Source organism: Mangrovimonas aestuarii, assembly GCF_028767185.1.
Taxonomy (GTDB): Bacteria; Bacteroidota; Bacteroidia; order Flavobacteriales; family Flavobacteriaceae; genus Mangrovimonas_B; species Mangrovimonas_B aestuarii.
On the sequence record NZ_JARACK010000011.1, the window covers coordinates 1 to 15,355 of the forward strand.

A 15,355-nucleotide genomic window follows, 5' to 3' on the forward strand; every position below is an offset into this window, starting at 1 on the left:
CATATGATGTTAAATCGTAAACATAATGTGTTCCTCCAGCAGGAACTACAGAAGTATTATCCCAAGTATCTAGAGCAGTCCATGTAGTACCTGCATCGGTAGAAATCAAAAACTGAACTTCGTCGTCAGACCCTAAAGTTCCAACTGTTGTTGATGAAGCATACTGCATAATGGCAAAATCAAACTCTACCTGATAAGGACCGCCAGTTGATAAATCGAAGCTTGGAGACAATACCCAATCACTCTTACCTGTGGTATAAATATTAATCTTATAGGCACCATTTGTTCCGTTGTTTGCAAAACCATCAGCAATCCATGATCCCGCTCCTAAACCAGTAGGCCCAGTTGTTGGATCACCATTATCAGCCTCATCCCAACACTGTGGAATGATGGTTGTAAAATCCTCTAAGTATTCTGGAATATAAGCTGCACACTCTGTTGTTATAGAAACTGGCCCTACCCAAGCACTTGTATCACCAGCGCCACAATCGGCTTGCACGTAAAACTCATATTCTGTAGCAGGAGTCAATCCGGTAACAGTGTATGGATTTGTCACTCCTGTATAGGTTGGTGTACCTGTAGGGACAGTCCCCGCAGTTACCATTTCAATGTTCCAAGAAGTTGCTGTTCCTGCCTCTGTCCAGCTTAAATTTGCTGTAGTATCGGTAACGGCACTTGCCATTAGGTTAAATGGCTGAGCACAAGCTGGCATTTCGTCGAAAGAGACATCATCCAGTAAAATATCATTATAGTATGCAGAAGTTGAAGTACCTGTAACCGTGAACCTAACTTGTACCGGCCCACTAATTGTATAAGTAGAAAGATCTATAAAGTAATCTTGCCACTCTGCACCCAATAAATTAGTTATGTTCATTACCGTATTCCAAGCAGTGCCATCGTAAAGTTCTACATCAATCAAGTTAATTGTTGCGTTATTAGTATTGTTACTGAATAATGCGAATTGTAAAGAAGGGCTAGTTAGACCAGACACATCTACTAATGGAGACGTCAAGGTACTGATTTCAGCATTGCCGTTATCTGAGCCATCCATCCATGCATAATTAGTTCCGCCACCAACGGTATGATCATCAACATCTGTTGCAGCATAACCTGCATTTAAATTATAATCCCATGCATTATCACCACCTTCGGTCCAACAGTTAGGAGTTGTCCCCCCTGTAAATGGCTCAGTAAATGGTGCTAAAAAAACACTACAAGCGGTTGTAAACCCAAAAGGCCCTACCCAAACACTTGTATCACCGGAACCACAATCGGATTGCACGTAAAATTCATAATCAGTAACTGGAGACAAATCGGTAACACTATATGGGTTTGTCACCCCTGTATAAGTTGGTGTACCTGTTGGAGCTGTTCCTGTTGTTACCACTTCAATGTTCCAAGATGTTGCAGAACCACTTTCTGTCCAAGATAACTCAGCAGAGGTTGAGCCTATATTTGTTGCAGTTAAAGCAAATGGTTCTGGACAGGAAGGAATATCCCTAATACGGAAATTATCGAAAGACACATCTATATCCTCAGGGTCGTCTACAGTCCCTTCAGAGCCCCAATAAGCGAACCTTGCTGTCATTCCTGCATATGACGTTAAATCGTAAATATAGTGAGTTCCTCCAGCAGGAACTACAGAAGTATTGCTCCAAGTATCGAGAGCAGTCCAGGTAGTACCTGCGTCTGTTGAAATCAAAAACTGGACTTGGTCGTCAGTCCCTAAAGTTCCTGCTGTTGTAGATGAAGCGTACTGCATAATGGCAAAATCGAACTCCACCTGATAAGGACCGCCTGTTGACAGATCAAAACTTGGAGTCAACACCCAATCACTTTTACCTGTTGTGAAAAGATTAATTTTATAAGCCCCATTTGTTCCGTTGTTTGCAAAACCATCAGCAATCCATGATCCCGCTCCTAAACCAGTAGGTCCAGTAGTTGGATCCCCATTATCAGCCTCATCCCAACACTGCGGAATGATGGTTGCAAAATCTTGTAGGTATTCAGGAGTATAAGCTGCACAGTCTGTTGTAAACTCAAATGGACCAGCCCATGCACTTGTATCACCGGCACCACAATCAGCTTGTACATAAAACTCATAAGTGGTAGAAGGACTTAGTGTATTTTCATTATAGGTAGTACTAGTAAGTCCCGATACCATAGTTCCAGAACCTTGAACAAACCCTGCTACTCCCCACTCTATATTCCACATAGTTTCACTGAAACCTTGAGCCCATGTTAAGTCTACAGAAGTAGTAAGAACGTTTGAAGCTCCCAGCGTGTTTGGTTCTATACAAGTAGGTGCTTCATATAGTGTTACAGCAATATTCAACCAGTTACAATCTGAATTAGTCCATGATTGATCTAATATCAAATCAAGCGCTCCATCTACAGCCGGCTCATACAATCCTGCCAAATCACCCTGAAAAGTCAAGGTTGCTGAATTTGTATTATTTGCACCTCCAGATGTTGGAGGGTCGATAACAACAGAACCTGCAGCGGTTGTAACAGTTACATCTGCTTCGCTTGAATAGGCATTATTAACATTTACCCAATCTACCGTGATTAGAAATGAATCGTAAACTCCGGCAGTTACTGCTGCCGTGTTGGCAACATCATTGATATTTAAAGTAATCTCTGTAGAGCCCGGTACATTAGTAGGGCCCGCAATAACGGGGAATGTGAATTGCGCTTGTGACTGCCAAGAAAACACAAAACACATTGTGGCAATAAGCCAAAACGTAGTTTTTCTCATTTGTTAAACAGTTAATAATTTAATTATTTATTCAAAAAATTGATTAAATCTACGTTTTAACATTTTTTTTAAAGAATTTTCAACACTTATTAACCTAAATTAACATATATACTTAAAAATATATAAAACAAAAAAAGCCATAGATTTAAACCTATGGCTTTTCAGAGAAACTGAAAACTATTATTGTTTCACTACTCGAATAGTTTCTACTACATTATTAACTGTTACTTTAACAAAATACGGCCCTTGTTGCAAGTTAGCCATATCAAGGTTAACAGCCATACTGTTAGGGGTAAAAGCAACAACCTGCTGCCCAAGAGTATTATAAACCTCAATGTTTTGGATATCTGATTGAGCTTTCAGTGTCAATTCAGATTTCACAGGGTTAGGATAATATGACAATCCCGTTTCCTGAACGAAGTCTTCAGAAGACAAGGTTTCTGAATCTGAAACTTCAATACCGAAGACACCATTTGGGTTCATAGTTCCATATTTATCAACTTGAATGTAATAGGTATCACCAGGTGTTAAGTCTGTTAAACTCAAAACAGAATTCCAATCATAATAACTTCCACCATCTTGATCACAACCAATTTCTACCAACGTAGACAAGTCACTACAATCAACTGGAGTCTCATATACTGCTATTTCAGTATCCTGAAGACTTGCTCCTTCTATGTCTGTTGAAATAGTAACAGCTCCAGATGCAGGTGCTACGAACGAGAACCATACTGTAGCGTTAGCTCCATCATAAAAACATGAACCAGCAGGCTCATTAGGCTCAACTGTAGAATACATATTACTATACTGTACTCCATAACTTTCTGCACCCAATTCTAATGCCAATGCATCACATAGGTTATCATAAGCTGGGGGACAACCATCTTGAGTCATACTAAGGCTATCAAACTCACAATTTGCATCGTTGTCATCAGAAACGTTAATGGAAATATTATAATTATTAGTATATGGTCCAAACTGTAGTACTCCTACTGAAGTTGCTGTCTGTGGATCATTTCCTTGGTTATCTGTCAATGTTAAACTGGTTGCCGTTCCCATATCTTCAATATTTGCAGTAACAAAGAATCCGTAGCTGTTCTCACAATCACTTACAACTTCAAACGATACAGTAGCATCGGTACAAGTATTTTCATTTAAGGTAAGTGTATATCCAGAACTTTGAGGCGCTGCCCAAGTTGAAATTACAATATAATATGTCTCACCTGCAACAACATCCATATCAAATCCATAAGTATTACCTTCCCAATTATCAGATGCTCCTGCAATACAACTCACACCAATGTCCTCGCAAGACTCATATACAAACACTCCGGTAAATCCTTGTACTGGGTCCATTGTCACTTCAATAGACATATCTGCTGTAGCTGTATAAGAATACACAACGTCATCTCCATTTAAATATGACCATTCAGCACCACAAGACGTTCCTGGAACCCCTGAATAATCGTCAAAATAATTTGCTGTATCATCGGTAGTTGTATAAGGTAATTCTGTTATTTCAAGAGCCAACTCACAAATCTGCCCAGATATTGGACAAGCATATGTTAACACATCACTTTCCAAAATACAGTTGGTATCATTATCGTCAGAAACGGTAAACATAACTTCTGCACCATCTGTATAAGGACCAAACTGCACAACTCCTGTTGCTGTAACTGTTTGAGCGGTACTTCCAAAATCATCTTCTATGGTCAAACTAATAGCAGACCCCATGCTTGTAATATCAACATCAACATAAAAAACCTCATTGTCACAATCGCTAACAATGCTATATTCTGCAACGGCATCGATACATGTATTTTCAGTAATACTAAAGTCATATGTTGTACTTTCTGGATAAGGCCCCCAAGTACTTATCAGGAAATAGTATGTTGTTCCTGCAGATACTACTATGTCAAAGTTTCTTTCATCTGTAGAATAGTCTGCAGCACCACCAACACAACTCACCCCAATGTTAGCACAATCATCAAATACAAATATTCCGCAGTTATTATCTCCAGGAGTAACAGACACTTCTAGAGATGTATCTTCTGTTGGTGTATATGCATACACAACATCGTCTCCATTCATAAACGTATATTCTGTACCACAACCAGTCATTTCACCTGGTACGCCAGTATAATCATTAAAATAGTTTGAAGTGTCATCTTCAGTATTGAAAGGTAAAGAAGCAATTTCTATAGCCGCTTCACAAACCTGACCAGTAATTGGTTGTGTCCAACTTTCTAAAATCCAAACACTATTATCGTCTGCTCCACAATTAGCCTGCACATAAATGTCATATGCCACACCTTCTAACAGTCCATCTATGCTAAGCGTTGTTTCTGTTGACGTACCAGATATTCCCTCTCCTAGGGTAAAACCTTCCAAGCCGTATTCGTAAGTCCATGCAGTTTCTGCATTACCTGCAGACCAGGTAATTTGAGCTTCAGTTAAGCTTAAACTTTCTGCCATAAGGTTTAAAGGGGCAGGACAACTAGGCGTATTGTAAGTTACTTCTAATCCTACTGATAAAAACACTTCATCATCATAAGTATCTATACTGTTTGAAGTAAAAACAATTGATGTAAAATCAGTTACATTCAAATCATTAAAATCGGCTGCGCATCCATTTGCTATAGAAGTACCGTCTGCGGTACCACCAACTACCGTTAATGAAAAATCGTACCAGCTACCACAATAGTCCCAACCACCTGGCTCCGACCCATAGGGCATTTCAATGTTCTGTAACACAACACTTGTAATGGTTTGCTCCTGGTTTACGATTATTTGATCTGGAGTAATTGTCAAGGTAAAGGAATCACTATCCAATCCTGTCGCCGTGAAGGTTTGCGAATCAATAGATTGTGCAAACCCAGTTACTATAGACAAAAGAAATGCCCATAGAAAACAAGTAATTTTCTTCATAAATCAATTTTAGTTAATTGTTAATTTTGGTTCAATTTTTTTTGTGAAAGGCGACAAATCTATACCTATTAACACTAATTAACAATGATTTTTTAATAAAAATAAACTGCATCAGAAAACACTTTAAACCCAAGGAAAACTTAACGCACAAAAAAGCCCCCAACTTCTGTTGGGGGCTTTTTATTGAAAAGCACTATATTAAATTAAACCATTATTTTTTAACCACTCTAATGGTTTGAAGAGTACCATTAATCATAACCTTAACAAAATATGCTCCTGTTTGGAGGTTAGACATATCTAGATCTACTTTCATGGTATTTGGAGTAGCATTAACAACCTGCTGACCCAACATATTGTAAACAGTAACATTTTGAATGTCTTTCTGAGCTGTTAACACCAAGTTAGAGCTTACTGGATTTGGATAATATGAGAATTGACACAATTGCTCTAATTCCCCAACTCCCAAGGTAGTAGGTGACCAAACTTTTAAATTGAACGTTCCATCTGCAGCTACAGCTGAAGCATATTGATATATACGTACATAATACGTTTCACCTATTGTTAATCCTGTAGCTTGAAGCTCTTCCACACCAGCGGCAAGAATATCATCAGCACAGTCTACAACAGTTAATCCCCCTGTACAAGTTCCTGAGTACAACTGCACTACAGAGTCAAAATTAGCATCAAAAGTAATGTTTACATCTGCTGTCAGCGCCTCAAAAGTATACCAAACATCATCATTAGCCGTTCCTGTTGTACCATTACAACTTTCGGCAGCTAAACCAGAATCGGTCGCACCATCTATAGTACCTAGAATTGCAGTAGCAGAATCTACATTCGCGACTCCCATTTCATGAGTTACAAAAATAGCACCTGAACAGTTATCATTGGATGGAGGACAAATAAATGCAATCGGATCACTAGTAAAGACACAATTGTCTTCATTATCACTATTTACCGTAAACGACACTTCATTTCCTATGGTATATGGTCCAAATTGAACCACCCCAACAGAAGCTACTGTTTCTACAAAACCAAAGAAATCATCAGAAATTGTCAAACTGGTAGCGGTTCCCATATCAGTAATATCAACATCCACAAAAAAGTCTCCATTTGTGTCACAATTACTAATTACTGAGAAATTCGCTGTTGCACTTACACACTGATACTCATACAAACAAAACTCAACCGTATCCTTTTGAGTATCGGTCCACACCATACCGTAATAGGTATTACCAGGAGTTAACCCCGTAATACTTCCATCCATATTGTTAAAACAGTTACCTGCAATCTCTGTTAAAGCCCCACAGCTTCCTTCATAAATCACTATTCCAGGACTACCAATACCTGAATCGAATTCCAAAGCTCCAGAGGTTGGTGCTATAAATTGGTACCAAAGCCCAAAATTTCCTGAAGTATCGCAAGAAGTAAGTTCTTCTGACCCTTCTGTTGCGGTAGCTGTATAAGTTACAATATTAGCACATGAGTTTGTAATTGTAATCACTTCAGCATTAACACAGTCGTCATTAGCTAAGGCCGGGAACCAAGTAAAACTAAATGGTCCTGCCCAAACACTCAAGTCATCAACCCCGCAATTAGATCTGACATAAAATTCGTAATCGTTACCTACAATCAAATTCGAAACTGTTAAAGGACTTGAAACGTCTATATCTGTTGGCATACCCGTTGCTGTTTCACCTGCAGTAACATTCAATAATTCAACATCCCAAGAAGTCGCCGTTCCCTCTTCTGTCCAAAAAAGATCAACCGATGTAGAAGTATAATTATCAGTCCCCAAATTTGAAGGTTCTATACAACTAATTGGCTCTGCTACAGAAATATCATCTAGAGAAATATCTCCATTTACTCCACTCCCTCTAATGGCTCTGAATCGGATTTGAATAACCCCAGAATAAGAAGACAAATCAACATATTTTTTACCCCAAGGTTCTTGCGTTGAAGTGTGTTGCTGTCCTAACAACTGATCAACTCCCACTATCCAGTTACTTCCATCATAAATATCAATATATAGGTCTCCCATGGAAGATCCATACATATGGTAGTAAAATGTCAACTCTGGATTTGTTAAACCAGAAAGATCAATGAACGGGGTAAGTAATTCTGCTACATCTCCTTGACTTCCGTTTGAAGCTTCAACATAAAAAAAATTGTTTCCGCTAAATGCTGCTGAAGGCCCTGTAAAAAAAGTTGGAGTAGATGAAGAGCCATCAACGTTCCAGTCATAAGCACTTACTGAAGTTGTATCCCAACAATTTTCTGTTTCAAAATCTGTTGTTGGAGTAAACACCTCTACATCGTCAAACCAAGGAGCTATAGTTACAGCACATTCGGTAGTAAACTCATATGGTCCTATCCAAGTACTTACATCTCCGCTACCACAATTTGCCTGAATATAAATATCATATGAGGTAATTGGAGACAACCCATTTAAAGTACATAGGTTAGACACTCCAGAATGAGTAGGGGTTCCCGTAGGGGTTCCTCCCGCAGCTACAATTTCTATATTCCATAAATTAGTAACATCTGGCGCTGTCCAGCTTATTTCTGCTGAAACATCTGTAATTTGCCCAAAAGTTATCAGGTGAGGCGCAGGACAAGAAGGCATTTCATCAAAAATTATATCATCCAACAAAATATCGTTGTACTTTGAAGAATTAGAGATGGGAGTACCCGTTACCGTAAATCTTGCTTGTACTGGTCCAGTAATTGTATAGGTGGATAAATCAATAATAAATGTCTCCCAAAGTGGACCTAAAAGATCTGTTATGTTAACTACTGAATTCCAAACTGCACCATCATAAATCTCAACTTCTATTGAACTTGCTACATCATCATTGGTATTATTGCTAAACAATGAAAATTGAAAAGAAGGCTGTGTTAAAGTTGAAACATCAATCATTGGAGTAGTTAAGGAACTGACATCGCTCAATGAATTAAACGACCCATCCATCCAAGCGTAATTGGTACCTCCTCCTTCGGTATGATCTCCCGCATTTTGAGCAGCATATGATGCTCCCAAACTATACTTCCAAACTGTATCGCCATTTTCTTCCCAACAGGTTGGAGTTGTGCCATCTGTAAAGGTTTCAGAAAATGGAGCAGCTGTTACAGCCGGACAAGCTGTAGTAAATTCGAATGGACCTACCCATACACTTGTATCTCCTGCTCCACAATTTGACTGTACATAAAACTCATATGCAGTAATAGGATCTAACGTATTTAAATTATAGGTTGTACTATTAACATCTGTTACCATAAAACCAGAACCTTGGGTAAAGCCAGCTGTCCCCCACTCTAAATTCCATAAACTTTCTGTGTATCCCGGATTCCAATTTAAATCTACCGAAGCTTCAAGAATGTTTGTAGCATCTAGTGCGCTTGGCTTAACACAACTTGGCGCCTCGAAAAGAGTAATCGTAATATTCAACCAGTTACAATCTGAACTACTCCAAGATTGATCTAACATTAAATCAAGAGTCCCATCGGTATCTGGCATATACAATCCTGCCAGGTCTCCCTGAAAAGTCAAAGTTGTTGAATCCCCATTAGAGGCTCCGCCCGAAGTTGGAGGATCGATAAGCACAGAACCCGAAGCTGTAGTTACGGTAACATCAGCATCCTGTGAATAGGCGTTATTAATATTTACCCAATCTACAGTAATTAGGAATGATTCATAAATCCCAGAATTTACCCCAGCAGTATTGGTAACATCATTAATATTTAAAGTAATTTCTTCAGAGCCCGGTACATTAGTAGGCCCCGCAATAACAGGGAACGTGAATTGTGCCTGCAACTGCCAAGAAAACACAAAACACATTGTGGCAAAAAGCCAAAACGTAGTTTTTTTCATACTTGTAATTTTTTTTTGTTTAAAGGTTTATTAAAATGAAAATGATTTGTTATTCTTTTTGAGTGCTATACTCTTTATAACAAAAAAGATTCTGAAATGCATTTTTTTAATTTTGCCTGCAAGGATATATTCTTTTTAAGCTAAAGCATTAATAGTGGGCTATAAATTGCGTGACATATGTGTGACAAAACGTGATACTATTTGATTTAAAGGTAACAGGAGTGCCTTTATTTGTTTTAGATTTTTATGAAAAAGGTTGTTCTATTTCGTGAAATAAGATTGTGAATAAAGCAATAACATGTTATGTGCGATAAAAAAATGTGGGTTATTTAAAAAATCGCCACAATTAGAAGGTGTGGTCTGCAAGGAAAGGCTTTAAACTATATTTTTTTGTTTTTCAAGTAGTTATGAGAATATCTAGTCTGTGATAGGAATGAGCTGCTTTAAGTTAAGATCAGTTGTATTAAACAAAAGAGTTATTTTCAATTTTTCCTGCTCAGTCATAGTGAAATTTATGCCTGATTCCTAATCCTTGATGGTTTAAAATAGTACAGCCTAGTTGTTAAAAAGAAAACACCCTTTGGCAGTTTTTAGCCCATTAGCTTATTAAACTGTATCATTACAACAATTGGGAATTTCTTTAGGTAACTTTAATAAAAAAAAGGCTACCATATTGGTAGCCTTTTACTTTTTACAATTTAAACAGTTTTATTGCTTAATTACACGAATGGTTTCCAAATTTCCATCAATACTAACTTTTACAAAATACGCTCCTGTTTGCAGGTTAGACATATCTAAATCTACTTTCATAGTGTTTGGAGCTGCATTAATAACCTGCTGACCCAACATATTGAAAACAGCAACATGTTGAATGTTTTTCTGAGCTGTTAACACCAAGTTAGAACTAACTGGGTTTGGATAATATGAGAATTGATACAATTGCTCTAATTCCTCAACTCCCAAGGTAGTTGGCGACCACAATTTCAAATCGAAAGAACCATCTGCAACAGGAGCTGAAGCGTATGCATAAATACGAACATAGTAGGTTTCTCCTACAGTCAATCCAGTAGCTTGAACCTCTTCTACGCCTGCAGAGAAATTACTATCAGAACAGTCCATTACGCTTAACCCGCCTTCACATGTTCCAGAATACAATTGAACCACACAGTCGAAATTTGCATCAAAGGTTATGTTCACGTCAGAAGTCAACGCTTCAAATGTATACCATACATCATCATTAGCCGTTCCTCCTGTTCCACCATCACAACCTTCGGCTGCCAAACCAGAATCGGTAGAACCGTCTATGGTTCCTGGAATTGCTGTAGCAGAAGCTACATCTATAATACCAGTTTCCTGAGTAACAACATCAGCTACTGAACAGTCATCATTAGATGGAGGACAATCAAAAGTAACAGGATCACTTGTGAACTCACAGCTCGCATCGTTGTCGTCTGTTACGGTAAAGGAAACAGAAGTTCCTGAAGTATATGGTCCAAATTGAACTACTCCTGTAGCTGTAGCAGTTTCTACAAAACCAAAGAAGTCATCGGCAATTGTTAAACTACTAGCACTTCCCATATCTGTAATATCAACATCTACAAAAAACTCTCCTGTGGTATCACAATTATCCACAACTGTATACGTTGCTGTTGCATTGGAACAGGTATTATCGGTTAATTCAAAGGTATACGCAGTACTTTGTGGAGAGGCCCAAGTAGAAATGACAAAATAATAAGACGTTCCCATAACAACATCCATATCAAAATTTATTTCGGCAGCTCCAAAGCCATTGGAACCTCCAGCAATACAGGAGACACCAATATCAGCACAGCTTTCATAAACAAAAACACCAGCATAAATTTCTGTTGGCAATAACGACACCTCTATAGAAGTATCGGCTGTAGCCGTATAAACATAAACCACATCATCTCCATCTAAATAGTACCCCGTTGTCCCACATGATTCACCAGGCTCCTGACTATAATCGTCAAAATAGTTAGAGGTATTATCTGTAGTAGAATAAGGCAACGAAGTAATCTCTAAGGCTTCTGAACAAATTTGACCAGGTATAGGACAAGCAGCTTGTGATAATGGCCCACTAAACAAAGGACAGTTAGGGTCGTCGGTGTCATTTACAGTAATGTTAACATTAGTTCCATTATCGAATGGTCCAAAAGTCACTATTCCTATTCCAGAAACAACTTGAGCTGTACTTCCTTGATCATCTGTAATCGTTAATGAGTCCGCATCTCCCATATCGGTAATATCAACGTCAATAAGAAATCCACTGTTGCCCTCATCACAATCTGAAACAACAAAATAGTTAGCTGATGCATCTATACACGTATTTTCCGTCAATTGAAAATCATAACCAATTGATTGCGTCCAAGATGATCCTATAACAAAGTAATATGGAGTACCTGCAGTTACATCCATATCAAAATTTATAAATTCTTGATATCCGCCCATACCTGCAACACAATTTACTCCTATATCTGTACAACTGTTATAAACAAAAACACCAGAAGACACGAAAGGGGTACTAGGAATCAACTTCACCTCGATTGAGGTATCTACAGAAGGGGTATAAACATATACTACTTCATCACTCTCCAAGAACCATTGGTTTCCACCACAGCTATCACCTGGATTTGCGTCATAATCATCAAAATAGTTACTGGTATCGTCGGTAGTAAAATATGGTATTGAACCAATTTCAATAGCCGACACACAGTTCTGCCCTGGAACCGGGCAATCCATTTGCGTTAGTGCTCCACTGTATATTGGACAGTTAGGGTCATCTGTATCGTTAACAGCTATGTTAACGATAGTAGCATTATCGTATGGCCCAAAAACAAACAAACCTGCTTCGGTAACAACCTCAGCAGTACTTCCCTGATCATCGGCAATGGTCAAGGAATTAGCATCTCCCATATCAGTAATATCAACTTCAACAAGAAATCCACTGTTCACTTCATTACAATCCGGAACAACCAAAAAGCTAGCCGTGGCATCTATACATGTATTTTGGGTCAATTCAAAAACATACCCAGTACTTTGTGGCTGAGCCCAAGTAGAGATTACAAAATAATAAGTCGTTCCTGTAATTACATCCAAATCGAAATTAAGTTCTACTGTCCCCTCTTCCCAATTATAACTATCTCCTCCAACACAAGCAACACCTATATCAGCACAATCTGTATATACAAAAATACCAGCGTAGGCATTAGTAGGTGTTAAGGATACCTCGATAGATTCATCAGCAGTAGCGGTATAAGCATAAACTACATCATCCCCATTAAGAAAATTATTAGAAACTCCACAACCAGTACTTCCTGGTATTCCACTATAATCATCGCCATATAAAGAAGTATCATCGGCTACATTATACGGTAGGCTTGTTACTGTTATAGGCAATTCACAGGTCTCTCCATAATTTTTTTGTGTCCATGTAAAAGGACCTATCCATACGCTATCATCACCACCACAATTGGCTTGAATATAAATATCGTAGGAAGCACCTGGAGTTAAAGCCCCAATAACTACTGAAGGATTAGAAGTAACTGTACCGGGAGTACCTAATCCTTGATCAAATCCCATATCACCATATTCATAACTCCAATCTGTTTCAGTCCCACCTTCTTCCCATGAAATGGTAGCCTGGCTCACATCATCTAAGGTTACAGCTACATTTATAGGCGCAGGACAGGGAGGGGTATTAAAGGTTACCTCTAAATCAACAGATAAAAAGACTTGATCATTATATGTATCCAAGTTATTTGAAGTAAAGGTCAATGTTGTGAACCCTGTAATATCCATGTTTATAAAATCAGAAACACATCCATTAGGAATTGAAGTCCCATCAGCGGAACCTCCGGTTACTGTTAAACCAAAATCATACCAATTACCACAATAGTCTGTCCCCCCTGGCGCAGAGTAGGTCATTGAAACGTTGTCCATTGTAACAGCGGTCATGGTTTGACCTTGATTAACTGAAATTTGATCTGGTGTAATTGTCAGCGTGAATGAATCACTGTCTAGCCCAGAGGCTGTAAACGTTTGGGTACCGATCATTTGAGCATACCCACCAACTATGGACAACAGAAATGCCCATAGAAAAAAAGTAACTTTTTTCATTTTTTAAATTGTTAATTAATTATTGAGTGGTTGTAAAACTACACTTTTCATTTTTTTGAAACAACAAAAAATTAACATTAATTAACTTTATTTAACACGAATTAACCTTAAAAAACCAGAGAAAACCCCTAATCAACCTATTAAAACAAGAAAAAAATTAACAATATTAAAAATCAAAAAACATATAAAAAACAACTCAAAGCCTTACAAAAAATATCAATAAGCATTAACTAACCATTTAGAATAAGAGCTTATTTTTAAAGTTTATCACAAACAAAAAGCCGCCCATTAGGACGGCTATATATTTAATTATTAAAAACTAATATTACTTCTTGATAACTCTTAACGTTTCAGCAACACCATTTATCATGATTTTCACAAAATACGCTCCTTCCTGTAGATTTAGCATATCAAGGTCAACTTTCATGGCATTTGGAGTCACTTCAAGAACCTGCTGCCCTAATACATTGTAAACAGTCACATTTTGAATGTCTTTCTGAGCCGTTAACACCAAGTTAAAGCTAACTGGGTTTGGATAGTATGAGAATTGATACAATTGCTCTAATTCCCCAACTCCCAAGGTAGTAGGCGACCAAACTTTTAAATTGAACGTTCCATCTGCAGCTATAACTGAAGCATATTGATATATACGTACATAATACGTTTCACCTATTGTTAATCCTGTAGCTTGAACTTCTTCTACTCCTGTAGATGTATTACTATCAGAACAATCGATTACACTTAACCCTCCTGCACATGTTCCAGAATACAATTGAACCACACAGTCGAAATTTGCATCAAAGGTTATGTTCACGTCAGAAGTCAACGCTTCAAATGTATACCATACATCATCATTAGCAGTTCCGGTAAAACCACTACAAGACTCTGCAGCCAAGCCAGAATCGGTAGAGCCATCTATAGTTCCTGGAATTGCTGTTGCAGAAGCTACATCAATAATACCAGTTTCCTGAGTAACAATATCGGCTACCGAACAGTCATCATTAGATGGAGGACAATCAAAAGTAACCGGATCACTGGTAAACTCACAGCTCGCATCGTTGTCGTCAGTTATGGTAAAGGAAACTGAGGCTCCAGAAGTATATGGTCCAAATTGAACTACTCCTTTAGCTGTAGCAGTTTCTACAAAACCAAAGAAGTCATCGGTAATTGTTAGAGACGCAGCATCCCCCATATCTGTTACATCAACCTCTATTAAAAATCCGCCACTCGTTTCACAGTCGTTAACCACCATAAAATTAGCAGTTGCATCTACACAAGTATTTTCTGTTAACTCAAACATATAACCTAAAGATTGAGACCACGCAGACGCTATTACAAAATAATAAGGTGTTCCAGCGGTGACATCCATATCGAAATTCACCTCCGAATTATACCCTATTAAACCATCAATACAATTCACCCCGATATCAGTACAACTGTTGTAAACAAAAATTCCTAGGTAACTGTACAGTTCGGTTGGAACCAACGACACTTCTATTGAGGTATCTTCAGTAGGCGTATAAACGTAAACCACTTCGTTAGCGGTCGCCATATCTATTTCTGCGTCGTCTCCCTCGTAAATCAACTGAATCTCTAACACAAATAGTCGCAAAAACTCTTGATTTCAATTCTCCAGACTAAAAAAGCCCCCAACCTGAGTT

Annotated in this window: 5 protein-coding genes; all 5 read right to left on the bottom strand. The window is 38.2% G+C overall.

The annotated features are described in order from the left end of the window. On the bottom strand, window positions 1-2,758 hold a 2,758-nt coding region (locus PWU04_RS12525), incomplete at its 3' end, for a fibronectin type III domain-containing protein (RefSeq protein WP_274476462.1). Window positions 2,759-2,938: 180 nt separating this feature from the next. Next, entirely contained in the window at window positions 2,939-5,686 is a 2,748-nt protein-coding gene (locus PWU04_RS12530) for a T9SS type A sorting domain-containing protein (protein WP_274476463.1), read from the bottom strand. Window positions 5,687-5,897: 211 nt separating this feature from the next. Next, window positions 5,898-9,557, bottom strand: coding sequence for a fibronectin type III domain-containing protein (locus tag PWU04_RS12535; RefSeq protein ID WP_274476464.1), 3,660 nt, complete (start codon window positions 9,555-9,557; stop codon window positions 5,898-5,900). A 708-nt stretch (window positions 9,558-10,265) separates the two neighbouring features. Then, a complete protein-coding gene (locus PWU04_RS12540; RefSeq protein ID WP_274476465.1) occupies window positions 10,266-13,694 on the bottom strand; it encodes a T9SS type A sorting domain-containing protein in 3,429 nt (1,142 codons plus the stop codon). Window positions 13,695-14,019: 325 nt separating this feature from the next. After that, window positions 14,020-15,306, bottom strand: a complete 1,287-nt coding sequence (locus tag PWU04_RS12545; RefSeq protein ID WP_274476466.1) for a T9SS type A sorting domain-containing protein — start codon at window positions 15,304-15,306, stop codon at window positions 14,020-14,022. Window positions 15,307-15,355 lie beyond the last annotated feature (49 nt).